20 protein-coding genes are annotated in these 23,410 nt (G+C 70.6%); 17 read left to right on the top strand and 3 right to left on the bottom strand.

From position 1 onward, the window contains the following. The first annotated feature begins 14 nt into the window (after positions 1-14). The 3 genes from ACIQMX_RS22515 (at position 15) to ACIQMX_RS22525 (ending at position 3,986) form a co-directional block, all read left to right on the top strand. Positions 15-593, top strand: a complete 579-nt coding sequence (locus tag ACIQMX_RS22515) for a TerD family protein (RefSeq protein WP_363078580.1) — start codon at positions 15-17, stop codon at positions 591-593. 153 nt (positions 594-746) lie between these two features. After that, positions 747-2,711 carry a TerD family protein gene (locus ACIQMX_RS22520; RefSeq protein WP_402480527.1) on the top strand — a complete coding sequence of 655 codons (1,965 nt, stop codon included), beginning with the start codon at positions 747-749 and terminating at the stop codon, positions 2,709-2,711. 261 nt (positions 2,712-2,972) lie between these two features. Then, a complete protein-coding gene (locus tag ACIQMX_RS22525; protein ID WP_402480530.1) occupies positions 2,973-3,986 on the top strand; it encodes a TerC family protein in 1,014 nt (337 codons plus the stop codon). Positions 3,987-4,041: 55 nt separating this feature from the next. Here the strand turns inward: ACIQMX_RS22525 and ACIQMX_RS22530 are convergent, their stop codons facing one another. Beyond that, the gene (locus tag ACIQMX_RS22530) at positions 4,042-4,698 is read right to left on the bottom strand and encodes an MBL fold metallo-hydrolase (protein ID WP_363075736.1); all 657 of its coding nucleotides are present in this window, start codon (positions 4,696-4,698) and stop codon (positions 4,042-4,044) included. A gap of 10 nt (positions 4,699-4,708) precedes the next feature. Further along, on the bottom strand, positions 4,709-5,398 hold the full coding sequence (locus ACIQMX_RS22535) for a maleylpyruvate isomerase family mycothiol-dependent enzyme (protein ID WP_402480533.1): 690 nt from the start codon (positions 5,396-5,398) through the stop codon (positions 4,709-4,711). A gap of 175 nt (positions 5,399-5,573) precedes the next feature. Here ACIQMX_RS22535 and uvrA point away from each other — a divergent pair, with 175 nt between their 5' ends. Together uvrA and ACIQMX_RS22545 are read left to right on the top strand one after the other, a co-directional pair. Further along, on the top strand, positions 5,574-8,615 hold the full coding sequence (gene uvrA, locus ACIQMX_RS22540; protein WP_402480536.1) for an excinuclease ABC subunit UvrA: 3,042 nt from the start codon (positions 5,574-5,576) through the stop codon (positions 8,613-8,615). 327 nt (positions 8,616-8,942) lie between these two features. Next, complete coding sequence (locus tag ACIQMX_RS22545; RefSeq protein WP_363075730.1) at positions 8,943-9,371, top strand: Rieske 2Fe-2S domain-containing protein; 429 nt, start codon at positions 8,943-8,945, stop codon at positions 9,369-9,371. A gap of 147 nt (positions 9,372-9,518) precedes the next feature. Here the strand turns inward: ACIQMX_RS22545 and ACIQMX_RS22550 are convergent, their stop codons facing one another. Beyond that, positions 9,519-10,445, bottom strand: a complete 927-nt coding sequence (locus tag ACIQMX_RS22550) for a hypothetical protein (RefSeq protein ID WP_363075728.1) — start codon at positions 10,443-10,445, stop codon at positions 9,519-9,521. Between the two features lie 226 nt (positions 10,446-10,671). Between ACIQMX_RS22550 and ACIQMX_RS22555 the strand changes: the two genes are divergently transcribed. From ACIQMX_RS22555 to pgi, 12 genes are all read left to right on the top strand, one after another. Further along, the gene (locus tag ACIQMX_RS22555) at positions 10,672-11,349 is read left to right on the top strand and encodes a papain-like cysteine protease family protein (protein WP_402480540.1); all 678 of its coding nucleotides are present in this window, start codon (positions 10,672-10,674) and stop codon (positions 11,347-11,349) included. Positions 11,350-11,353: 4 nt separating this feature from the next. Continuing rightward, a complete protein-coding gene (locus ACIQMX_RS22560) occupies positions 11,354-12,223 on the top strand; it encodes a hypothetical protein (protein ID WP_402480542.1) in 870 nt (289 codons plus the stop codon). 125 nt (positions 12,224-12,348) lie between these two features. Next, a complete protein-coding gene (gene uvrC, locus ACIQMX_RS22565; RefSeq protein ID WP_402480544.1) occupies positions 12,349-14,427 on the top strand; it encodes an excinuclease ABC subunit UvrC in 2,079 nt (692 codons plus the stop codon). Then, complete coding sequence (rapZ, locus tag ACIQMX_RS22570; protein WP_363075720.1) at positions 14,424-15,389, top strand: RNase adapter RapZ; 966 nt, start codon at positions 14,424-14,426, stop codon at positions 15,387-15,389. The genes uvrC and rapZ overlap by 4 nt, the downstream gene beginning before the upstream one ends. Next, positions 15,386-16,417: a uridine diphosphate-N-acetylglucosamine-binding protein YvcK gene (gene yvcK, locus ACIQMX_RS22575; RefSeq protein ID WP_363075718.1), complete on the top strand. Its 1,032-nt coding sequence runs from the start codon at positions 15,386-15,388 to the stop codon at positions 16,415-16,417. The genes rapZ and yvcK overlap by 4 nt, the downstream gene beginning before the upstream one ends. Then, positions 16,408-17,397 (top strand): DNA-binding protein WhiA, encoded by a 990-nt coding sequence (whiA, locus tag ACIQMX_RS22580; protein ID WP_024494235.1) that lies wholly within the window; start codon positions 16,408-16,410, stop codon positions 17,395-17,397. The genes yvcK and whiA overlap by 10 nt, the downstream gene beginning before the upstream one ends. A 281-nt stretch (positions 17,398-17,678) precedes the next feature. Next, entirely contained in the window at positions 17,679-18,689 is a 1,011-nt protein-coding gene (gene gap, locus ACIQMX_RS22585) for a type I glyceraldehyde-3-phosphate dehydrogenase (protein WP_363075716.1), read from the top strand. 108 nt (positions 18,690-18,797) lie between these two features. After that, the gene (locus ACIQMX_RS22590) at positions 18,798-20,009 is read left to right on the top strand and encodes a phosphoglycerate kinase (RefSeq protein WP_363075714.1); all 1,212 of its coding nucleotides are present in this window, start codon (positions 18,798-18,800) and stop codon (positions 20,007-20,009) included. A gap of 6 nt (positions 20,010-20,015) precedes the next feature. Continuing rightward, positions 20,016-20,792 carry a triose-phosphate isomerase gene (gene tpiA, locus ACIQMX_RS22595; protein ID WP_136328652.1) on the top strand — a complete coding sequence of 259 codons (777 nt, stop codon included), beginning with the start codon at positions 20,016-20,018 and terminating at the stop codon, positions 20,790-20,792. A 110-nt stretch (positions 20,793-20,902) separates the two neighbouring features. Next, the gene (gene secG / locus ACIQMX_RS22600) at positions 20,903-21,139 is read left to right on the top strand and encodes a preprotein translocase subunit SecG (protein ID WP_018104607.1); all 237 of its coding nucleotides are present in this window, start codon (positions 20,903-20,905) and stop codon (positions 21,137-21,139) included. A gap of 108 nt (positions 21,140-21,247) precedes the next feature. Continuing rightward, positions 21,248-21,583 (top strand): RNA polymerase-binding protein RbpA, encoded by a 336-nt coding sequence (locus ACIQMX_RS22605; RefSeq protein ID WP_363075711.1) that lies wholly within the window; start codon positions 21,248-21,250, stop codon positions 21,581-21,583. 173 nt (positions 21,584-21,756) lie between these two features. After that, positions 21,757-23,409, top strand: a complete 1,653-nt coding sequence (pgi, locus tag ACIQMX_RS22610; protein WP_363075745.1) for a glucose-6-phosphate isomerase — start codon at positions 21,757-21,759, stop codon at positions 23,407-23,409. Position 23,410: the final 1 nt, after the last annotated feature.

Consider the following 23,410-nt stretch of genomic DNA (forward strand, 5'->3'; position numbering starts at 1 on the left):
AGAGGGGACAGCGCGTGACGGTCAATATGACCAAGGGTCAGGCCATCAGCCTGCAGAAGAGCGACGGGGGGACCCTGACCGCGGTACGGATGGGGCTCGGCTGGCAGGCGGCTCCGCGCCGCGGTCTGTTCGGCTCGCGCACCCGGGAGATCGACCTGGACGCCTCGGCGGTCCTGTTCGCCGACAAGCAGCCGGTCGACGTCGTGTTCTTCCGGCACCTCGTCAGCGACGACGGTTCGGTCAAGCACACCGGGGACAACCTCGTCGGCGGCGCCGGCTCGGGCGGCGACGACGAGGCGATCCTGGTCGACCTCCAGCGGGTGCCGGTCCACATCGACCAGATCGTCTTCACGGTGAACTCCTTCACCGGCCAGACGTTCCAGGAGGTGCAGAACGCCTTCTGCCGCATCGTGGACGAGACCAACGGCCAGGAGCTCGCCCGCTACACGCTGGACGGCGGCGGGCAGTACACCGCCCAGATCATGGCGAAGGTCAGCCGTTCGGGGAGCGGGTGGGCGATGACCGCCATCGGCACCCCGGCCAACGGCCGCACCTTCCAGGACCTCATGCCGGCGATCCTGCCGCACCTGTAGGCACGGCCGGACCCACGGGTCCGCAGCACGACGCGCAGCTCCCGGCGGCACCGGCCGCCGGGAGCTGCACCGCATCGCGGCACCGGCACCGCGGGTGCCGCACCACGCACGACATCGCATCGCGCAGCAGCAACTCGTCGAGGGGACAGGGCAATGACGGCCGAGCTGGTCCGGGGGCAGAACCACACGTTGCCCCAGACCCGTCTGGAGATCCGGGTTTCGGCCGGCGCGCCCGTCGTGGCCGGTGCCACGCTCGGGGACGAGCAAGGCACCGTGCACGGCGTCGAGTGGATAGCCCACCCCGGTTCCCCGCAGCTGCCGGGCCTGGAGGTGTCCAGGCAGGCCGCGGCCGAGCACCGGCTCGCGGTCGACCTCGACGCCCTGCCCGATGCGGTGCACCGGGTCACCGTGCTGCTGGCGCTGCCGCTGGAGGCGGGCGGCCCGACCCGGTTCGGGACCGTGGCCTCGCCCTTCGTCGCGGTCACCGGACTCGACGGCACGGAGATCGCCACCTTCACCCTGACCGGTCTGGACAGCGAGTCGGCCGTCGCCGCTCTGGAGCTCTACCGCAGGCAGGGGGCCTGGAAGGTCCGCGCGGTCGGTCAGGGCTACGCCGGCGGTCTCGCCGCGATGCTCGCCGACCAGGGCGTCGCCGGAGCGGCCGAACTGGCGAGGGCGATCCAGGAAGCCGTCGCCCGCGGTCTGGCCCGCTCGGTGACCCCGCCCCCGCCCCGGACCCCGGAGGGCGGCCGGGTCCGACACGCAGGAGATCCCGCGTCGCCCCAGGGCGCCGGACGGCCCCAGGCGGCCCCGCAGCCCGAGCCCCTGGACGAGCCCTCCTCGCCGTCCTCCGCGCCCGCCACCCCGATCACCCCCGCAGCGCCCTCCGCCGGGGGCCCCATCGACTACGCGCACCCCCGCCGCCAGGCGACCGCACCCCCGCCGCCTCCGCCCGCCGCGCCGCCCGCCCAGCCCGGCAGGCCCGCCACCCCCGTCGCCGGGGACGCGACCGGCTGGTCGATGGACGAGCGCCTCTACAACCAGGTCTGGGGCATGTTCGAGGACCTGGCCCGGGCCACCGCCGCGTACCGCAGCGCCGTCGACTTCGCCGAGTCCCGGATGGACCAGGAGCTGGAGCGGACCCTGTCGGATCCGCGCAGCCGGATCGGCGGCGCGGGCGACCGGGCCCGCGAGCAGGCCCGGGCCAAGCGCGACGAACTGACCGGCCGGGCCCGCGAGGCCCTGGACCGCGACCTCGCTCAGCTCGCCGCCGAGTCGGCCGTGGTGGAGCCCGCGCTGCCCGCCGCGTACGCGGGCTGGGACAACCCCGTCTGGCACGCCTACCGCGTCCCGATGGAGATCCCCATGGCCCTGCGGATCGGCGACCTCCATCTGCCGGAGAGCAGCGGGCTGAGCATTCCGCTGCTCGTCCGGCTGCCGCTGGAGCGCGGGATGTGGATCGACAGCGGACGCACGGCGTCCGAGGCCGCCGCCCTGACCGATGCCCACCAGCTGCGCCGGCTGGCCATGGAGAGCGCCGTCCTGCACGCGGCGCGGATGCTCGCCGTCTACCCGCCGAACGAGTTCTCGGTCCATGTCATCGATCCGGCGGGCTCCGGTGCCGCGGCGCTGGCCCCGCTGGTCGGTGCCGGGGTACTGGCGAGCCCGCCCGCTTCCGGCCCCGGGGGAGTGTCCTCGGTCCTCGCCCACCTCACCCGGCGCGTCGACCTCGTGCAGATGGCGATCAGGGCCGGAGCCGCCGATTCGCTGCCGCCCGACCTGGACCCGGCCGAGCAGCTGCTGATCGTCAACGACTTCCCGCACGGCTTCGACGACCGTGCCGTCACGCAACTGCGCTACCTCGCCGACGAGGGGCCTGCCGTCGGCGTGCATCTCATGATGGTCGCGGACCGGGAGGACGCCTCGGCGTACGGTCCGGTGCTCGACCCTCTGTGGCGGTCGCTGCTCCGCGTCACCCCGGTCGCCGACGACCATCTGGCCGACCCCTGGGTCGGTCACGCCTGGACGTACGAGCCGCCCGGGACGCCGCCCGGCAGCCGTGTGCTGGAGCAGGTTCTGGAACGTGTGGCCGCCGCGCGGCGCACCGGACATCGCTGAACCGCCGACCTGGGCCGATTGTCCACACCCACTCCCACCTGGTGTTTTGGAGCATCTTTACCCTTCTCTTTACCTTTCCTTGGTATTCCCTGTACTGTTCATTGGGCGGAGGGGAGTACTCCCGATCGCGGCGTGCCCGTCAGTACGGACTGTGACCGGTCCCGGGGCGCCGGCCCAGCGCGCATCCCGTGCGCCCGGGTGGAAGAGACCTCCGGCAGCGACGACGCTGATCAGTAGCCGTAGCGAACTGCCGGAGGCGCAGTGGACGTTTCATGGACCCTCTGGGCGCTGACCATTCTTGGTCTGTGCGCCCTCATCGCCGTCGACTTCTTCATCGGGCGCAAGCCTCATGACGTGTCGACCAAGGAAGCCGGAATCTGGACGATCGTCTGGATCGCGCTGGCCGTACTCTTCGGGCTCGGGCTGCTCGCCTTCGGTGAGACCCAGGCCTCGGGCGAGTTCTTCGCCGGCTACATCACCGAGAAGTCGCTGAGCGTCGACAATCTCTTCGTCTTCGTGCTGATCATGGCGAAGTTCTCGGTGCCCTCCCACCTCCAGCAGCGGGTGCTGCTCGTCGGTGTGATGATCGCGCTGGTTCTCCGGGCGGTCTTCATCGCCGCCGGCGCCGCGGTCATCGCCAACTTCTCGTGGGTCTTCTACATCTTCGGCGCGTTCCTGATCTACACCGCCTGGAAGCTCATCCAGGAGGCGCGGGCCGGCGAGGAGGAGGACGAGTTCGAGGAGAACCGCCTCCTCAAGACCATCGAGCGCCGCTTCGGTGTCGCCGACCGGTACCACGGCACCAAGCTCTTCATCCGGGTCAACGGCAAGCGCGTCCTGACCCCTCTGATGGTCGTCATGCTCGCCATCGGCACCACCGATGTGCTGTTCGCGCTGGACTCCATCCCCGCGATCTTCGGCCTGACCCAGGACCCGTACATCGTGTTCACCGCCAACGCCTTCGCGCTGATGGGGCTGCGGCAGCTGTACTTCCTGATCGGCGGTCTGCTCAAGAAGCTGGTCCACCTCAGCTACGGGCTGTCGGTCATCCTCGGCTTCATCGGCGTCAAGCTGGTCCTGCACGCGCTGCACGAGTCCGGGGTGCACGTCCCCGAGATCTCCATCCCGGTCTCGCTCGGCGTCATCTGCGGGGTGCTGGTGATCACCACCATCACCAGCCTGATCGCCAACAAGAAGCAGGAAAGGGCGGACGCCGCCGCGGAGGCGGGCAAGGCCGCGGATCCCGCGGACAAGGGCGCCGGCATAGACGCCTGAGCGGGGGCGGGGGGTGTGGGCGCGCGGATCGCGCGCCCACACCCCCCCGCCGTCGTCACCAGCCCCGCGCGCGCCATTCGGGCAGCCGCGGGCGCTCGTCGCCGAGTGTGGTGTCGTGCCCGTGTCCGGGGTAGACCCACGTCTCGTCGGGGAGGGGGTCGAAGAGCCTGGTCTCCACGTCGTGCAGCAGGCTCACGAACGCCTCCGCGTCGCCGAACGTGTTGCCGACCCCGCCGGGGAAGAGGCAGTCCCCGGTGAACAGGTGCGGAGCGCCGTGCGGGTCGTCGTAGACGAGCGCGATCGAGCCCGGGGTGTGGCCGGTCAGATGGCGGGCGGTCAGCGCGACCTGCCCGACCCTGATCGTGTCGCCGTCCTCGACGAGCACATCCGTCGGGACCGCAATCCCCTCGGCGTCGAACCGCCCGGCGTACGTACGCGCACCGGTGGCCGCGACCACCTCGCCCAGCGCCTGCCAGTGGTCGCCGTGCCGGTGGGTGGTGACGACCGAGGCGATCGAGTCGTCGCCGATCAGCGTCAGCAGGGTCGCGGCCTCGTTCGCCGCGTCGATCAGGAGCTGTTCGCCGGTCGCCCGGCAGCGCAGGAGATAGGCGTTGTTGTTCATCGGGCCGACGGCGACCTTGGAGATCATCAGATCCGTCAGCTCGTGTACGTCCGCACGCCCGCCGACCTTGACCGTTCCGCTGTACGTCATGTCTCTCAGCCTATAGCGGGGGCAGTGCGGGAAGGGGCCCGCCGTTGACGGTCAGAGCGGATCCGTCACGCCGGCCGCTGAGCCATGCGAGCAGCTCGGAAGCCGTGCCGCGGACGGCCACGGGGCCGCCCTCCGCGCCGCCGCCGGTGGTCCAGGTCCGGCCCCGGTCGTCGGCCAGGCCCGTCGACACGACCGCGGCGTGCCCGGCGAAGCGCTCCGCCAGGAAGTCGATCTCGCGGGCGGTGAAATCGTCCGGCAGGTCCTCCAGCTCGTAGCCGATCCCCAGGTCGACGTGGTGCAGCTCGACCTCGACGCGGCGGCGGAAGGGGATCCGGGAGGCCGAGTCCGTCACACCGTTGCGCAGTTCGACGGTGCGCGACCAGTCGGCGGGGGCCGCGGCGGCCGTCACGAAGCGGTCCGCGCTCGCGGCCAGGTCGGCGAGCTGTTCCGCCTGCGCCCGGGGCGCGTCGCGCTCGATGTCGCCGTCGCGGGTTTCGCTGTCTGCGTACATGGGCCGGCCCTGGAGAACATTTACCAGCGCGTCGGCGTTACGTGAGAGGTGCGCGACGACATGACCCCGGCTCCAGCCCGGGAGAAGCGACGGTTCGGCGAGCGCCGCGTCGTCCAGTTTCTCCGTGGCGCTGAGCAGTCGGTCGGTCGCTTGCCGCAATGCGGCCAGGTCGTGCACATGATCAGTCATGGCCCGAGCCTAGCGTCGGCCACTCATTCGGGTGAAGGAGTCCTCAGCCGTCCGTAAATCGAATGCGCGTGCTATACGCTCGAAGTCGAAAGCTTCGTACATCGCTGTAGCACCCCCCATACCCTGGGGCAGGGGCTCAGTTCCCCCGCTTCTCTCTAGAAAGGTGCGGACCGGCGTGGCCGACCGTCTCATCGTCCGTGGCGCTCGCGAGCACAACCTCAAGAACGTCTCGCTCGACCTCCCCCGCGACTCCCTCATCGTCTTCACCGGGCTCTCCGGGTCGGGCAAGTCGTCGCTCGCGTTCGACACGATCTTCGCCGAGGGGCAGCGGCGCTACGTGGAGTCCCTCTCCTCGTACGCACGGCAGTTCCTCGGCCAGATGGACAAGCCGGACGTCGACTTCATCGAGGGTCTGTCGCCGGCCGTCTCCATCGACCAGAAGTCGACCTCGCGCAACCCGCGCTCGACGGTCGGCACGATCACCGAGGTCTACGACTACCTCCGGCTGCTCTTCGCCAGGATCGGCAAGCCGCACTGCCCCGAGTGCGGCCGTCCCATCTCGCGCCAGTCGCCGCAGGCCATCGTGGACAAGGTCCTCGGCCTGCCCGAGGGCAGCCGCTTCCAGGTGCTCTCGCCGCTGGTCCGTGAGCGCAAGGGCGAGTTCGTCGACCTCTTCGCCGACCTGCAGACCAAGGGGTACAGCAGGGCCAGGGTCGACGGCGCGACCATCCAGCTCTCCGAGCCGCCCACGCTCAAGAAGCAGGAGAAGCACACCATCGAGGTGGTCATCGACCGCCTCACGGTGAAGGACAGCGCCAAGCGCCGGCTGACCGACTCGGTCGAGACCGCGCTGGGCCTCTCCGGCGGCATGGTCGTGCTCGACTTCGTCGACCTCCCTGAGGACGACCCGGAGCGTGAGCGGATGTACTCCGAGCACCTCTACTGCCCGTACGACGACCTCTCCTTCGAGGAGCTGGAGCCGCGCTCCTTCTCCTTCAACAGCCCCTTCGGCGCCTGCCCCGACTGCACGGGCATCGGCACCAGGATGGAGGTCGACCCGGAGCTGATCGTCCCGGACGAGGAGAAGTCCCTCGACGAGGGCGCCATCCACCCCTGGTCGCACGGTCACACCAAGGAGTACTTCGGCCGCCAGATCAACGCCCTGGCCGAGGCCCTCGGATTCCGTACGGACATTCCGTGGGCCGGACTCCCGCAGCGCGCCAAGAAGGCCCTGCTCTTCGGCCACAAGATCCAGACCGAGGTCCGCTACCGCAACCGGTACGGGCGCGAGCGCGCCTACACCACGCCCTCCTTCGAAGGCGCGGTCCAGTTCGTCAAGAGGCGGCACTCCGAGGCCGAGAGCGACTCCAGCCGGGAGCGCTTCGAGGGCTACATGCGCGAGGTGCCGTGCCCGACCTGTGAGGGCACCCGGCTCAAGCCGATCGTCCTCGCGGTCACGGTGATGGAGAAGTCCATCGCGCAGGTCGCCGCGATGTCGATCAGCGAGTGCGCCGAGTTCCTCGGCCGGATGAAGCTGAACGCCCGCGACAAGAAGATCGCCGAGCGGGTGCTCAAGGAGGTCAACGAGCGGCTGAGGTTCCTGGTCGACGTCGGCCTGGACTACCTCTCGCTGAACCGTGCGGCCGGCACCCTGTCCGGCGGTGAGGCGCAGCGCATCCGGCTCGCCACCCAGATCGGTTCCGGTCTGGTCGGCGTGCTGTACGTGCTGGACGAGCCGTCCATCGGCCTGCACCAGCGCGACAACCACCGGCTGATCGAGACCCTGGTCCGGCTCCGCGACATGGGCAACACGCTCATCGTCGTCGAGCACGACGAGGACACCATCAAGGTCGCCGACTGGGTCGTCGACATCGGCCCCGGCGCGGGCGAGCACGGCGGCAAGGTGGTCCACTCCGGATCGCTCAAGGAGCTGCTGGCCAACGACAAGTCGATCACCGGTCAGTATCTGACCGGCAAGAAGTCGATCGCGATGCCCGAGATCCGGCGCCCCGTCGACCCCTCGCGCCTGCTCACGGTCCACGGCGCCCGGGAGAACAACCTCCAGGACATCGACGTCGCCTTCCCGCTCGGCGTGCTGACCGCCGTGACCGGCGTCTCCGGCTCCGGGAAGTCGACCCTGGTCAACGACATCCTCTACACCCACCTGGCCCGCGAGCTGAACGGCGCCAAGTCGGTGCCCGGCCGGCACACCCGGGTCGACGGGGACGACCTCGTCGACAAGGTGGTGCACGTCGACCAGTCGCCCATCGGCCGGACGCCCCGGTCCAACCCGGCGACGTACACGGGCGTGTTCGACCACGTCCGCCGGCTGTTCGCGGAGACGATGGAGGCCAAGGTCCGCGGCTATCTGCCGGGCCGGTTCTCCTTCAACGTGAAGGGCGGCCGCTGCGAGAACTGCTCCGGCGACGGCACCATCAAGATCGAGATGAACTTCCTGCCGGACGTGTACGTCCCGTGCGAGGTCTGCCACGGAGCGCGCTACAACCGGGAGACCCTGGAGGTCCACTACAAGGGCAAGTCCATCGCCGAGGTGCTGGACATGCCGATCGAGGAGGGCCTGGAGTTCTTCGAGGCCGTCCCGACCATCGCGCGCCACCTGCGGACGCTCAACGAGGTCGGTCTCGGATACGTCAGGCTCGGCCAGTCCGCGCCGACGCTCTCGGGCGGCGAGGCGCAGCGGGTGAAGCTCGCCAGCGAGCTCCAGAAGCGGTCCACCGGACGCACGGTCTACGTCCTGGACGAACCGACCACCGGTCTGCACTTCGAGGACATCTCCAAGCTGATCAAGGTGCTGTCCGGCCTGGTCGACAAGGGGAACTCGGTGATCGTCATCGAGCACAACCTCGATGTCATCAAGACCGCCGACTGGGTCATCGACATGGGCCCCGAGGGGGGCAACGGCGGCGGCCTGGTCATCGCCGAGGGCACCCCGGAGTTCGTGGCGGGCGTGCCCGCCAGCCACACCGGGAAGTTCCTCCAGGGCATCCTGGACGCGGACCGGGTCAGCGAGGCGGCCGTGCCCACGGCGCGCAAGCCGGTGCGTAAGGCGGCCGCGAAGAAGGCGGTCGCCGCGAAGTCCGCCCCCGCGCGGAAGACGGCGACGGCGAAGGCCACCACGGCCAAGGCGAAGTCCACCGGGACGGCAGCGGCGAAGAAGCCCGCGGCCAAGAAGGCGACCCGCGCGCGCAAGGCCTGACACACCGCGATCACGCGGTGCGAGGTGGCGGCCCCTCCCGGGGGACCGCCACCTCACTGCGTCCCGCCCTGCCCGCCCGCGCCCGACGCGGGCCCGCCCACCCGCGACCGGCCCCACCCGCGACCGGCCCCGCCCGTGGCGCGCGTCCGCGCCACGCTCGGCCCGCCGCGTCCCGTACCGCCCTGACCAGGCACGACCGCGGGTGACCGGCCCGCGCGCGAGGGCGTCCGGCTCCGCCGGTATCGTCGGATACGTCACCGCCGCTCCCGCCGCCCAGGCGCCCCGGGCAGCCCTGGCACCTCTACCCCTCTGACCCGTGGAGACCGCATGTCCGGCCAGCCCACCGCCCGCCGCACCGTGCTGAAGGGCGCCGCTCTCGCAGGCGTCGCCGGGCTGGGAGTGGCCGCCTGCTCGACCGAGTCGAAGCTCGGGCACGCCGAGACGCCGACCCCGACCGCGCCCGTCGAGCTCGGCGCCCCCGAAGAGGTCCCGGTCGGCGAGTCCAAGCTCTACCGCGAGCAGCGCGTCATCGTCAGCTGCCCGGCCAAGGGGCAGTACAAGGCGTTCAGCGCCCAGTGCACCCACGCGGGCTGTCTGCTGGACAAGGTCGAGAAGAACGAGGGGCACTGCCCCTGCCACGGCAGCCTCTTCGACACCACGACCGGCAAGGCCCTCCACGGCCCTGCGACCGTGCCGCTGCCCTCGGTCCCCGTCAAGGTCGAGGGCGGAAAGCTCATCGCGGGCCCCGACGCCTGACCGCGGGCCCCGGACCGGACCAGCCGGACCCGACAGCCGGACCCGCCCCCGAGCGGGCGCCCGCAGAGGGCCAGGGTGACCCGGACCGGACCAGCCGGACCAGGCAGCCGGACCCGCCCCCGAGCGGGCGCCCGCGGCGGGCCCGGCTCAGTCCCAGTCCCAGTCGATGCCGACCAGGCCGGGCCGCACCCCCTGCTCCACCAGATGCACGGTCCGGTGCCGGCCGGTGAGCGTGAGGTCGGTCCGGGCCCCGCGCGGCGCTCCCGCCGAGACCTGAGCGAACCGCCGGCACCGTACCGGCAGCGCCTCCTCGTCGAACCGGACCTGCAGCACGTACTGCCCGCCGCCGAAGCTGAAACCGCGCACGTACTCGCCGCACGGCCCTCCCGTACCGTCCTCGAAGCCGTAGCCGAAGAGGTACGTCTCACCCGCCCGCAGCCGGGTGTCGAAGAGCAGCTCCGCGACCAGCACCCCCGTCTCCGCATCCCAGCGGACCCGCCCCGTCCGGCAGTTCTCCCGTGCGCTCACCGCGACCCGGGACGGATCGCAGCCGGGGTCGCCGCGGTACACGGCGAGATAGCGGTCGACGCCGTCGCGATGGGCGCGCACGACGTGCTGCGAGCTCCGGAACTCCATCCGGCGGCCCGGTCCGATCCGTACCCGCTCCTGATGTCCCACCGTGTGCAGCCCGCCGTCCGAGGGTGACTCCATCGCCGCCAGCAGCCGTTCCACCGCCCCGGAGGCCTCCATCAGGGCGCGGTACGAGCGGGCCGGCGGGCGGTCGGTCTCGGTGCCGGACTCTCCGGGCCCGAGCAGCCCGAGCAGCGAGTTCCCCGGCAGCTCCAGCACCTCCTCCAGCGCCTTCACGGCCCGCAGGGACTCCGGCCGCTGCGGACGGCGGGCGCCCTGCTGCCAGTAACTGAGGCTGGTCACGCCGACCTTGACACCGCGATGCGCCAGATGGTGCTGCACCCGCTGGAGCGGCAGTCCGCGCACCGAGAGCGCGGTGCGCAGCGCCAGATGGAACGGGCCGGTGTGCAGCACCTGCGCCAGTTCGGCCTCGGTGTGCCGCATGCGTCCTCCAGGTGAACGTTCACGACGGGCGGCGGCCGGGCGGTGCCGGCGGGTGCGGTGCCGCAGGTGGCTGGGCGAGAGCGTTCACGCACCCGTCACCGGCGTTCACACCGCGCTGTTCCCCCGCATTGAAGCGTGTTGACCCGTTCCCGACAACGGTTGATGCTCCTCGTCAGCGTCCGGACGCGCTCCTTGAACCCCCCACCCCCGCCACGGGAGGAACGCCATGCGCAACCGAAGGGTCCGGCCGGGACGGCTGTCGGTGACAGCCGTACTCGCCGCCGTACTGCTCGCCGCACCCACGGCGGCCGCCACCGCCGCCGATCAGCAGCACCACGCCGCCACCGCCGCCGACCCGTTCCGTGCGGCCTCCGCCACCGGTCAGTCCCCCGCCGCCACCACCACCGCGACAGGCACCCTCGCCGCCGCCCAGAGGCTGAACATCAGCATGCAGGCCCAGCAGAAGTCGAACTGGTGCTGGGCCGCCGCCGGCAACACCATCGCCACCTGGTTCGGCCGGAACTACAGCCAGAACCAGTTCTGCAACGCCGCGTTCGGCCGCGCCCAGGGCTACGAGTGCCCCAACTCGCAGGCCTCGCTCGGCAACGTCCAGGACGGTCTGTACTGGGCCGGCATCAACCCCGGCTCGTATGTCACCGGCTGGCTTCGCTACCCGACCGTGCAGGCCGAGATCACTGCCGGACGTCCGGTGGAGACCCGCATCCAGTGGTCCTCGGGCGGCGGCCACATGCATGTCCTGTACGGGTACGACGACGCGAACAGCTGGGTCTACTGGGGCGATCCCTGGCCCTCCAGCAACCGCTACAACTGGGCCTCGCACGCCTGGTACGTGAACAACAGCGAGTTCTCCTGGACCCACTCGCTCTACCGGATAGGGGCGTGACGGCATGACCTCCACCAGTTCCGCGACCCGTTCCGCCACCCGTACCGCACGTTCTCTGGCCGCGGCCCTGGCCGCGGCCGGCGTGCTGGCCGGTGCGGCTCTGCTGACCGTCGCCCCGCAGGCGGCCGCCGCCACCGGACCCTCGGCCGGCCCCGCGGCCCTGGCGGCGGCTCACGAGGCGGCCACCGACGCCACGACCCTGAACACGCTGTCCCGGTTCTTCGCCCGTGAGGGCGCCGTCACCAGGGCGGCGGCCGCGCCCCGGATCGAGGGTGCGGCCGTGCCGGTCCGCACCCTGTCGGCGGCCTTCGTCGCCGGAGAACCCGGGGCGCCCGTCGCCGCACTGGACTACCTGGCCAGTACGGCGGTCTCCTCGGACGGCCGGAAAGCATCCCTCTGGACGCTTCCCGAACCGGGGAAGGACGGGAGCTGGCAGGTCGTGAACATCGCCACCGGCGACGACGAGACCCGGTACGCGGCCGCCGGTGCCCGCAGACTGCCCGGCGGCATCGTCTTCCGGGAACCGCAGATCGACGCCTGGTACGTACAGAAGGGCAGCCGGGTGCTGCCGCTGGACGGGGACGCCGTGCGTGCGGTCGGAGCGGGCGGCACCACGCTGGCCGCCTACCGCACCCGGGTACGGGCCGCGTACGCGGACAAGCTCCCCGGTTCCGGCTACGCCCGCGCCGGCCGTGCCGGGGGCTACGGGCCCACCGCCGAAGGGCCCGCCATCGCCGCGGACGCCACCGCGGTGACCACCACGGGCACCTCCGTGACCGCGGCCTCCGGCGCAGTTGCCGCGGGCGCGGTCGCCGTACTCGCCCTCGGCGGCGTCACCGTCCTGCGCACCCGCCACCGCCGCAGGACCGCGTGAGCGCGCCACCCGTGCGCGCCCGATGACCCCGCACTCCGGGACACGTGCCCCCACCCCGTGTCCCGGAGCGCGGCACCATCCAGGAGCACGCCGTGCTGTCACTGCCCGCCAGTAGGGTGGGAGCCATGGCAGACCCCTCCAGCTACCGCCCCAAGCCGGGACAGATCCCCGACTCCCCGGGGGTCTACAAATTCCGCGACGAACACCGCCGGGTGATCTACGTCGGGAAGGCGAAGAGCCTGCGCCAGCGCCTGGCCAATTACTTCCAGGACCTGTCCGGCCTCCATCCGCGCACGCGCACGATGGTGACCACCGCCGCGTCCGTGGAGTGGACCGTCGTCTCCACGGAGGTCGAGGCGCTCCAGCTCGAGTACTCCTGGATCAAGGAGTTCGACCCCCGGTTCAACGTCAAGTACCGCGACGACAAGAGCTATCCGTATCTCGCCGTCACGCTCAACGAGGAGTTCCCGCGCGTCCAGGTCATGCGCGGCGCCAAGAAGAAGGGTGTGCGTTACTTCGGTCCGTACGGGCACGCGTGGGCGATCCGCGAGACGGTCGACCTGATGCTCCGGGTCTTCCCGGTGCGGACCTGCTCCGCCGGCGTCTTCAAGAACGCCGCCAGGACCGGGCGCCCCTGTCTCCTCGGCTACATCGGCAAGTGCTCGGCCCCGTGCGTCGGCCGGGTGACCCCCGAGGAGCACCGGGAACTGGCAGACGACTTCTGCGACTTCATGGCCGGCCGCACCGGCACGTACATCCGCCGCCTGGAGAAGGACATGATGGCGGCGGCCGAGGAGATGGAGTACGAGCGCGCGGCCCGCCTGCGCGACGACGTGGAGGCACTCAAGCGCGCCATGGAGAAGAGCGCGGTCGTCCTCGCCGACGCCACCGACGCCGACCTGATCGCGGTCGCGGAGGACGAGCTGGAGGCCGCCGTCCAGATCTTCCACGTCCGCGGCGGCCGGGTGCGCGGCCAGCGCGGCTGGGTCACCGACAAGGTGGAGAACGTCGACACCGCGGGCCTCGTCGAGCACGCCCTGCAGCAGCTGTACGGCGAGGAGACCGGCGACTCCGTGCCCAAGGAGGTCCTCGTCCCGGCCCTGCCCGAGGACCCCGAAGCGGTCTCCGCGTGGCTGGCCGGCCGCCGGGGCTCCCAGGTCAGCCTGCGCATCCCGCAGCGCGGCGACAAGAAGGACCTGATGGCGACGGTCCAGCGCAACGCCCAGCAGGCCCTCGGGCTGCACAAGACCAAGCGCGCCTCCGACCTGACCACCCGGTCCCGGGCCCTGGAGGAGATCGCCGAGGCGCTCGGCCTCGACACGGCCCCGCTGCGCATCGAGTGCTTCGACATCTCCCACCTCCAGGGCGACGACGTGGTGGCCTCCATGGTGGTCTTCGAGGACGGCCTGGCCCGCAAGGGGGAGTACCGCCGCTTCCAGATCAAGGGCTTCGAGGGACAGGACGACGTCCGCTCGATGCACGAGGTGATCAGCCGGCGCTTCCGGCGCTACCTCCAGGAGAAGGAACGCACGGGGGAGTGGGAGGAGGGCCCCGCTCCCACCGGAGCCACCGCCACCCCCACCGGAGCCGCCCCCGCCGCCGACGGTCCCGCTCCCACGGGCCCCGTGCCCGCCGGCCCCGGCCAGGACCCGGCCGCCGAGCCCCGTGAGGACGACGGCCGGCCCAAGAGGTTCGCCTACCCGCCGCAGCTCCTGGTGGTGGACGGCGGGCAGCCCCAGGTCGCCGCGGCCAAGCGTGCGCTGGACGAGCTGGGGATCGACGACATCGCCGTCTGCGGTCTGGCCAAGCGCCTGGAAGAGGTCTGGCTGCCCGACGACGACGACCCGGTGGTCCTGCCCCGTTCCAGCGAGGGCCTCTACCTCCTCCAGCGCGTCCGGGACGAGGCACACCGCTTCGCCATCACCTACCAGCGCGCCAAACGGGCCAAGCGCATCCGGTCCAGCCCCCTGGACGCGGTCGCCGGCCTGGGAGAGACCCGGAAACAGGCGTTGATCAAGCATTTCGGCTCCGTGAAGAAGCTGAAGCAGGCGACAATCGACGAGATCTGCGAGGTTCCGGGGATAGGCCGCAGGACGGCGGAATCAGTGGCTGTCGCCCTCGCCGCGGCCGCCCCGGCCACGCCCGCCGTGAACACGGCCACAGGAGAGATCATTGAAGAGGACGACGGGGGCAGCACGACATGACCGAGCACGAGAATGAACACGGGCACGACCGCACAGACCGAGCAGACGGAGCAGCAGACGTGAGTACGGGCACCCCGATCGAGACGGGCGACAGCACGGTGGCCATCCCGGAGCTGGTGATCATCTCCGGAATGTCGGGCGCGGGCCGCAGCACGGCGGCGAAGTGCCTGGAGGACCTCGGCTGGTTCGTCGTGGACAACCTGCCGCCCGCGCTGATCCCCACCATGGTGGAGCTCGGCGCCCGCTCGCAGGGCAACGTGGCACGGATCGCCGTCGTCGTCGACGTCCGGGGCCGCCGCTTCTTCGACAACCTGCGGGAGTCCCTCGCCGACCTGGAGTCCAAGGGCGTCACCCGCCGGATCGTCTTCCTGGAGTCGTCCGACGACGCCCTGGTCCGCCGCTTCGAGTCGGTCCGCAGGCCGCACCCGCTCCAGGGCGACGGCCGCATCGTCGACGGGATCGCCGCCGAGCGCGACCTGCTGCGCGAGCTGCGCGGCGACGCCGACCTGGTGATCGACACCTCCAGCCTCAACGTGCACGAACTGCGCGCCAAGATGGACGCCCAGTTCGCGGGCGACGAGGAGCCGGAGCTCCGCGCCACCGTGATGTCCTTCGGCTTCAAGTACGGGCTGCCCGTCGACGCCGACCTGGTGGTGGACTGCCGCTTCCTGCCCAACCCGCACTGGGTCCCCGAGCTGCGCCCCTTCACCGGGCTCAACGAGGAGGTGTCCGCGTACGTCTTCGACCAGCCGGGCGCCAAGGAGTTCCTCAACCAGTACACGGAGCTGCTCCAGCTCGTCGCCGCGGGCTACCGCCGTGAGGGCAAGCGGTACGTGACCATCGCCGTCGGCTGCACGGGCGGCAAGCACCGCTCCGTGGCCATGTCGGAGAAGCTGGCCGCCCGGCTCGCCACCGAGGGCATCGAGACCGTGCTCGTGCACCGGGACATGGGGCGCGAGTGACCAGTCGCAACATGCGTCTGCGCAGACTGCGCAGAGGCGCTCCGCTGTCGGGCCGCAAGCGCGGGGCACAACCCAAGGTCGTCGCGCTCGGCGGCGGCATGGGCCTGTCCGCCTCGCTCACCGCGCTGCGGCGGATCACCGGCGACCTGACCGCCGTGGTCACGGTCGCCGACGACGGCGGATCCAGCGGCCGGCTCCGCGAGGAGCTGGGCGTGCTGCCACCCGGCGATCTGCGCAAGGCGCTGGCCGCCCTGTGCGGTGACGACGACTGGGGCCAGACCTGGGCCCAGGTCATCCAGCACCGCTTCCAGTCCAAGGGCGACCTGCACGAACACGCGGTCGGCAATCTGCTGATCGTCGCCCTGTGGGAGCAGCTCGGTGACCACGTCCAGGCCCTGGACCTGGTCGGCAGGCTCCTCGGCGCACACGGCCGGGTGCTGCCCATGTCGGCCGTGCCGCTGGAGCTCCAGGCCCTCGTCAAGGGGCACGACCCGGACCATCCTGACCGGGTGGACACGGTGCGCGGCCAGGCCACCGTGGCTCTCACCCCGGGCGAGGTCCAGTCCGTGCACGTGGTCCCGCACGACCCGCCGGCCGTGCCCGAGGCGGTCGCGGCGGTCCTGGACGCGGACTGGGTGGTCCTCGGTCCCGGGTCCTGGTTCTCCTCGGTCATTCCGCATCTGCTCGTGCCCGATCTGCTGGACGCACTGATCGAAACGAAGGCCCGGAAGGTCCTCTCGCTGAACCTCGCACCGCAACCCGGTGAAACAGATGGCTTCTCTCCGCAGCGTCATTTGGAGGTTTTGGGACGACACGCCCCTAAACTCGCCCTGGACGTGGTGCTGGCCGACGAGGCCGCCGTGCCCGACCGCGAGTCCCTCGCCGACGCCGCAAAACGGCTCGGCGCCGCGGTCGAGCTGGCGCCCGTGGCCTCACCCGACGGCGATCCGATTCATGACCCGGAGCTGTTGGCCGCCGCGTACGACCGTATTTTTCGGATGCATGGAAGGATCGGCCCATGGCGATGACGCCAGCGGTGAAGGACGAAATCTCTCGGCTTCCCGTAACCCGGACCTGCTGCAGGAAGGCAGAAGTCTCGGCGATTCTTCGGTTCGCGGGTGGGCTGCACCTGGTGAGCGGCCGGATTGTGATCGAGGCGGAGCTGGACACCGCGATGGCGGCGCGCCGGCTGAAGCGGGACATTCTCGAGATCTTCGGGCACAGCTCGGAACTGATCGTGATGGCGCCCGGCGGGCTGCGGCGCGGCTCGCGCTACGTCGTGCGGGTGGTGGCGGGCGGCGACCAGCTGGCCCGTCAGACCGGTCTGGTCGACGGCCGAGGCCGTCCGATCCGCGGACTTCCGCCGCAGGTGGTCTCGGGGGCCACCTGCGATGCCGAGGCCGCCTGGCGCGGGGCGTTCCTGGCCCACGGCTCGCTCACCGAGCCGGGCCGCTCCTCCTCCCTGGAGGTCACCTGCCCGGGGCCGGAGGCCGCGCTCGCGCTGGTCGGCGCCGCCCGCAGGCTCTCCATCGCCGCGAAGGCCCGTGAGGTGCGCGGCGTGGACCGCGTCGTCGTCCGGGACGGCGACGCCATCGGCGCGCTGCTCACCCGGCTCGGCGCCCATGAATCGGTGCTGGCCTGGGAGGAGCGGCGGATGCGGCGCGAGGTACGCGCCACCGCCAACCGGCTCGCCAACTTCGACGACGCGAACCTGCGCCGGTCCGCCCGGGCCGCGGTCGCCGCGGGCGCCCGGGTGGGCCGCGCGCTGGAGATCCTCGGCGAGGAGGTCCCCGAGCACCTCGCGGCCGCCGGACGGCTGCGCATGGAGCACAAGCAGGCCTCCCTGGAGGAGCTGGGCGCGCTCGCCGACCCGCCGCTGACCAAGGACGCCGTCGCCGGACGGATCCGCCGTCTCCTGGCGATGGCCGACAAGCGGGCCCAGGACCTCGGGATCCCGAGCACGGAATCCACTCTCAGCGAAGAGCTGGCCGACGGTCTGGTCGGCTGATCCGCGCCCCCGGCGACGAGGTGCGGCGGGACGCGCCACGTACCCGGGGCGGGAACGCGCCGCGCACCCGCGGGTGTTGACGCTGCGTAATCGCCGCAGCGAGCGGGGGAGAGCAACCGGAAGCCCGTACTCCTACTGGGGAGTACGGGCTTCCGCCGTTCCCGCGGCCCCGCTCGATGTCACCCCGAGGGCTTCGGAGAGGTAGGGTCGGAGGCGGTCGGGGACATCCCATACAACTCGCCGGCGTCGAAAACCGGCGTACCTAACGAGGAGATCGGTTCGTGACGATCCGCGTAGGCATCAACGGCTTTGGCCGCATCGGTCGTAACTACTTCCGCGCGCTGCTGGAGCAGGGTGCGGACATCGAGATCGTGGCTGTCAACGACCTGGGTGACACTGCGACCACGGCCCACCTGCTGAAGTACGACACCATCCTGGGTCGTCTCAAGGCAGAGGTGAGCCACACCGCCGACACCATCACCGTCGACGGTCACACCATCAAGGTGCTCTCGGAGCGCAACCCGGCTGACATCCCCTGGGGCCAGCTGGGCGTCGACATCGTGATCGAGTCGACCGGCATCTTCACCAAGAAGGCCGACGCCGCCAAGCACATCGCGGGCGGCGCGAAGAAGGTCCTCATCTCGGCTCCGGCCAAGGACGAGGACATCACCATCGTGATGGGCGTCAACCAGGACAAGTACGACGCGGCCAACCACCACGTCATCTCCAACGCCTCCTGCACCACCAACTGTGTGGCGCCGATGGCCAAGGTTCTCGACGAGAACTTCGGCATCGTCAAGGGCCTGATGACGACGGTCCACGCGTACACGAACGACCAGCGCATCCTGGACTTCCCGCACTCCGACCTGCGTCGCGCCCGCGCCGCCGCGGAGAACATCATTCCGACCACGACGGGTGCCGCCAAGGCCACCGCCCTGGTCCTGCCGCAGCTCAAGGGCAAGCTCGACGGTATCGCCATGCGTGTTCCGGTCCCGACCGGTTCCGCCACCGACCTCGTCGTGACGCTGCAGCGCGAGGTCACCAAGGACGAGGTCAACGCCGCGTTCAAGAAGGCGTCCGACGACGGCGACCTCAAGGGCTTCCTGACGTACACCGAGGACCCGATCGTGTCCTCGGACATCGTCAGCGACCCGTCGTCCTGCACCTTCGACTCCTCCCTGACCATGGTCCAGGAGGGCAACACGGTGAAGATCCTCGGCTGGTACGACAACGAGTGGGGTTACTCCAACCGCCTCGTCGACCTGACCGTCTTCGTCGGCGGCCAGCTCTGATCCTCGGATCGGCAGGCACCTCGATGTGAGCACGGGGCTCGAACAGCGCAACGCAGCGCCGTTCGGGCCCCGCTGCATGCTCCCTCGTCCTCCAAGGAGTCCAGACAGATGAAGACGATCGACGAACTTCTCGCCGAAGGGGTCACCGGCAAGCGCGTATTCGTCCGCGCCGACCTCAACGTGCCGCTCAGCGGCACCACCATCACCGACGACGGCCGCATCCGCGCCGTCCAGCCGACCGTGGCGAAGCTGGCCGGCGCCGGCGCCCGGGTCGTCGTCGCCTCGCACCTGGGCCGCCCCAAGGGTGCCCCGGACCCGGCGTTCTCGCTGGCCCCCGCCGCCGCCCGCCTCGGCGAGCTGCTCGGGACCGACGTGGCGTTCGCGACGGACACGGTGGGCGAGTCCGCCCGCGCCACCGTCGCCGCGCTCACCGACGGCCAGGTCGCGGTCATCGAGAACCTCCGCTTCAACGCCGGCGAGACCTCGAAGGACGACGCCGAGCGCGGCGCCTTCGCCGACCAGCTGGCCGAGCTCGCCGATCTGTACGTGGGCGACGGCTTCGGCGCGGTCCACCGCAAGCACGCCTCCGTCTTCGACCTCCCGGCCCGGCTCCCGCACGCCGCGGGCGACCTGATCGCCACCGAGGTCGGTGTCCTGAAGAAGCTCACCGACGACGTGCAGCGGCCCTACGCGGTCGTGCTCGGCGGCGCCAAGGTCTCCGACAAGCTCGGCGTCATCGACCACCTCCTGGAGCGCGCCGACCGCATCCTCATCGGCGGCGGCATGGCGTACACCTTCCTCAAGGCCCAGGGCCACGAGGTCGGCAGCTCGCTGCTGCAGGAGGATCAGATCCCGGCGGTGCAGGAGTACCTCAAGCGCGCCGCGGAGAAGGGCGTGGAGTTCGTGCTCCCCGTCGACGTCGTGGTCGCCCCGGCGTTCCCCGACCTCAAGACCAAGGCCCCGGCCCACCCCACCACCGTCGCCGCCGACGCCATGCCGGCCGGTCAGATGGGACTGGACAACGGCCCGGAGACCAACAAGCTCTACGCATCGAAGCTCGCCGACGCGGCCACCGTCTTCTGGAACGGCCCGATGGGCGTCTTCGAGCACCCCGATTTCGCCGAGGGCACCCGGGCCGTCGCCCAGGCACTCGTCGACTCCTCGGGCTTCAGCGTGGTCGGCGGTGGCGACTCCGCCGCCGCGGTCCGCATCCTGGGCTTCGACGAGAACGCGTTCGGACACATCTCGACCGGTGGCGGTGCCAGCCTCGAATACCTCGAGGGCAAGACGCTTCCCGGCCTCGCCGCTCTGGAGGACTGACCTTTCATGACCACTCGCACCCCGCTGATGGCGGGCAACTGGAAGATGAACCTCAACCACCTCGAGGCCATCGCCCACGTCCAGAAGCTCGCCTTCGCCCTGGCCGACAAGGACTACGACGCCGTCGAGGTCGCCGTCCTGCCGCCCTTCACCGACCTGCGCTCCGTGCAGACGCTGGTCGACGGCGACAAGCTGAAGATCAAGTACGGCGCCCAGGACATCTCGGCGCACGACTCCGGCGCGTACACCGGTGAGATCTCCGGCCCCATGCTCGCCAAGCTGAAGTGCACCTTCGTCGCCGTCGGCCACAGCGAGCGCCGCCAGTACCACGCGGAGACCGACGAGGTCTGCAACGCCAAGGTGAAGGCCGCCTACAAGCACGGCCTGACCCCGATCCTCTGCGTCGGTGAAGGCCTGGACATCCGCAAGGCCGGTGACCAGGTCGCGTACACGCTCGCCCAGCTCGACGGCGCGCTGAAGGACATCCCGGCCGAGCAGGCCGAGACCATCGTGATCGCCTACGAGCCGGTCTGGGCCATCGGCACCGGCGAGGTCGCCACCCCCGAGGACGCGCAGGAGGTCTGCGGTGCGATCCGCGTCCGCCTCGCCGAGCTGTACTCGCAGGAGCTGGCCGACGCGGTCCGCATCCAGTACGGCGGCTCGGTGAAGTCCGGCAACGTGGCCGCGATCATGGCGCAGCCCGATGTGGACGGCGCGCTGATCGGCGGCGCCGCACTGGACGCCGACGAGTTCGTCAAGATCGTCCGCTTCCGCGACCAGTGAGTATGCGCTAGCGCGGATCCGTCGTACCCTTGCGGGGGCCAGGAGGGCAGCCTCCCGGCCCCCGTTGTTCGCACATGCAGTCAGGAATTTTCGGAAAGTAGGGACCAGCCGTGATTTTGGGGTTCGAGATCGCCCTGATCGTCTTCAGCCTGCTGCTGATGCTGCTGGTGCTGATGCACAAGGGGAAGGGCGGCGGTCTTTCCGACATGTTCGGTGGCGGAATGCAGTCGTCCGTCGGCGGTTCCTCGGTCGCCGAGCGCAACCTCGACCGGATCACCGTCGTGGTCGGTCTGGGCTGGTTCGCGTGCATCGTGGTGCTCGGCCTGCTCATCAAGCTGGACAACTGACCCGTCGTACGCGATTCCGGTGAGGGTGTAACTCCAACCACTGGACGCGCGTTGGGCCTTACGTAGACTGGGGCATCCTCGAGCACCATCACGCAGGGAGTTACGACCGTGGCAAGTGGCAACGCGATCCGGGGAAGCCGGGTCGGAGCGGGGCCGATGGGGGAGGCCGAGCGCGGCGAGTCCGCGCCACGGGCCCGCATCTCCTTCTGGTGCTCGAACGGGCACGAGACGCAGCCGAGCTTCGCCCATGACGCGCAGATTCCGGAGACGTGGGACTGCCCGCGCTGCGGATTCCCGGCCGGCCAGGACCGGGACAGCCCGCCGGACCCGCCGCGCACCGAGCCGTACAAGACGCATCTCGCGTACGTGCGCGAGCGGCGCAGTGACGCGGACGGTGAGGCGATCCTCGCCGAGGCCCTCGCCAAACTCCGCGGCGAGATCTGACACCTCTCGTGCCTCAGTAGAAGTTGTTCACCGGCCGGACACCCCCAGGGTGCCCGGCCGGAACGCTTCTGCCGTGCCGCAGCCCGCCGTTGTCCCGTCCGCCGCCCTGATCAATTAGGTTGGAGGGGCAGCGGGGAACTGCGGTTACGAGAAGAAGTGGGCTGATGTCCGGGATGAACGCACAAAGCCGAACCAGGCTCAACCAGACGCCGGAATGGACCGCGCTGGGCAAGCACCGTGAGCAGCTCGGGAAGACGCATCTGCGACAGCTGTTCGCGGACGACCCCGAGCGCGGCACGGCATACAGCCTGCGCGTCGGTGACCTGTACGTCGACTACTCCAAGCAGCTGGTCACCGACGAGACGCTCCGGCTGCTCCGTGAGCTCGCCGGGGCCACCGGGGTCGCCGAACTGCGCGACGCGATGTTCCGCGGCGACAAGATCAACACGACCGAGGACCGCGCCGTCCTGCACACCGCGCTCCGCGCCCCGCGCGACGCCGTGATCGAGGCCGACGGCGAGAACGTGGTCCCGGCCGTGCACGCGGTGCTCGACAAGATGGCGGCCTTCTCCGACCGCGTCAGGTCCGGCGAGTGGACCGGTCACACCGGCAAGCCGATCAAGAACATCGTCAACATCGGCATCGGCGGCTCCGACCTCGGCCCCGCCATGGCGTACGAGGTGCTGCGCTCCTTCACGGACCGCTCGCTCACCCTCCGCTTCGTCTCCAACGTCGACGGCGCCGACCTGCACGAGGCCGTGCACGACCTCGACCCGGCCGAGACGCTCTTCGTCATCGCGTCGAAGACCTTCACCACGATCGAGACGATCACCAACGCCACCTCGGCCCGCGACTGGCTGCTGACCGGTCTGAGGGCCGGTCAGGACGCGGTGGCCAAGCACTTCGTGGCTCTGTCGACGAACGCGGAGAAGGTCTCCGACTTCGGTATCGACACCGCCAACATGTTCGAGTTCTGGGACTGGGTCGGCGGCCGCTACTCGTACGACTCGGCCATCGGCCTCTCGCTGATGATCGCCATCGGCCCGGACCGGTTCCGCGAGATGCTCGACGGCTTCCACCTCGTCGACGAGCACTTCCGTACCGCCCCGGCCGAGGAGAACGTCCCGCTGCTGCTCGGCCTGCTGGGCGTCTGGTACGGCGCGTTCTTCGACGCCCAGTCGCATGCCGTGCTGCCCTACAGCCACTATCTGTCCAAGTTCACGGCGTACTTGCAGCAGCTGGACATGGAGTCCAACGGCAAGTCCGTGGACCGGGACGGCAATCCGGTCGACTGGCAGACCGGCCCGGTCGTCTGGGGCACCCCCGGCACCAACGGGCAGCACGCCTACTACCAGCTGATCCACCAGGGCACCAAGGTCATCCCGGCCGACTTCATCGGCTTCGCCGAGCCGGTGGACGCCCTGCTGCCCGGCCTGGTCGCCCAGCACGACCTGCTGATGGCCAACTTCTTCGCCCAGACCCAGGCCCTGGCCTTCGGCAAGACACCGCAGGAAGTGCGCGCCGAGGGCGTCCCCGAGGAGCTGGTGCCGCACAAGACGTTCCTCGGCAACCACCCGACGACGACGATCCTCGCCGACCGGCTGACCCCGTCCGTGCTCGGCCAGCTCATCGCGCTGTACGAGCACAAGGTCTTCGTCCAGGGCGCCGTCTGGAACATCGACTCCTTCGACCAGTGGGGCGTCGAGCTCGGCAAGGTCCTCGCCAAGAAGATCGAGCCGGTGCTGACCGAGGGCAAGGGCGCGGAAGAGCTGGACAGTTCGACCGCCGCGCTCGTCGCCGCCTACCGCGAGCTCCGGGGGCGCTGAG

Origin of the sequence: Streptomyces sp. NPDC091416, from assembly GCF_044756845.1 — a bacterium.
GTDB lineage: Bacteria > Actinomycetota > Actinomycetes > Streptomycetales > Streptomycetaceae > Streptomyces.

What these genes read in the sequence shown, in the direction of transcription:
- ACIQMX_RS22520 (WP_402480527.1), top strand. Translation starts at nt 747, where the DNA reads ATGACGGCCGAGCTGGTCCGGGGGCAGAACCACACGTTGCCCCAGACC.
- ACIQMX_RS22530 (WP_363075736.1), bottom strand. Translation starts at nt 4,698, where the DNA reads ATGACGTACAGCGGAACGGTCAAGGTCGGCGGGCGTGCGGACGTACAC.
- ACIQMX_RS22535 (WP_402480533.1), bottom strand. Translation starts at nt 5,398, where the DNA reads ATGACTGATCATGTGCACGACCTGGCCGCATTGCGGCAAGCGACCGAC.
- ACIQMX_RS22545 (WP_363075730.1), top strand. Translation starts at nt 8,943, where the DNA reads ATGTCCGGCCAGCCCACCGCCCGCCGCACCGTGCTGAAGGGCGCCGCT.
- ACIQMX_RS22550 (WP_363075728.1), bottom strand. Translation starts at nt 10,445, where the DNA reads ATGCGGCACACCGAGGCCGAACTGGCGCAGGTGCTGCACACCGGCCCG.
- ACIQMX_RS22555 (WP_402480540.1), top strand. Translation starts at nt 10,672, where the DNA reads ATGCGCAACCGAAGGGTCCGGCCGGGACGGCTGTCGGTGACAGCCGTA.
- ACIQMX_RS22560 (WP_402480542.1), top strand. Translation starts at nt 11,354, where the DNA reads ATGACCTCCACCAGTTCCGCGACCCGTTCCGCCACCCGTACCGCACGT.
- uvrC (WP_402480544.1), top strand. Translation starts at nt 12,349, where the DNA reads ATGGCAGACCCCTCCAGCTACCGCCCCAAGCCGGGACAGATCCCCGAC.
- rapZ (WP_363075720.1), top strand. Translation starts at nt 14,424, where the DNA reads ATGACCGAGCACGAGAATGAACACGGGCACGACCGCACAGACCGAGCA.
- whiA (WP_024494235.1), top strand. Translation starts at nt 16,408, where the DNA reads ATGGCGATGACGCCAGCGGTGAAGGACGAAATCTCTCGGCTTCCCGTA.
- ACIQMX_RS22590 (WP_363075714.1), top strand. Translation starts at nt 18,798, where the DNA reads ATGAAGACGATCGACGAACTTCTCGCCGAAGGGGTCACCGGCAAGCGC.
- tpiA (WP_136328652.1), top strand. Translation starts at nt 20,016, where the DNA reads ATGACCACTCGCACCCCGCTGATGGCGGGCAACTGGAAGATGAACCTC.
- pgi (WP_363075745.1), top strand. Translation starts at nt 21,757, where the DNA reads ATGAACGCACAAAGCCGAACCAGGCTCAACCAGACGCCGGAATGGACC.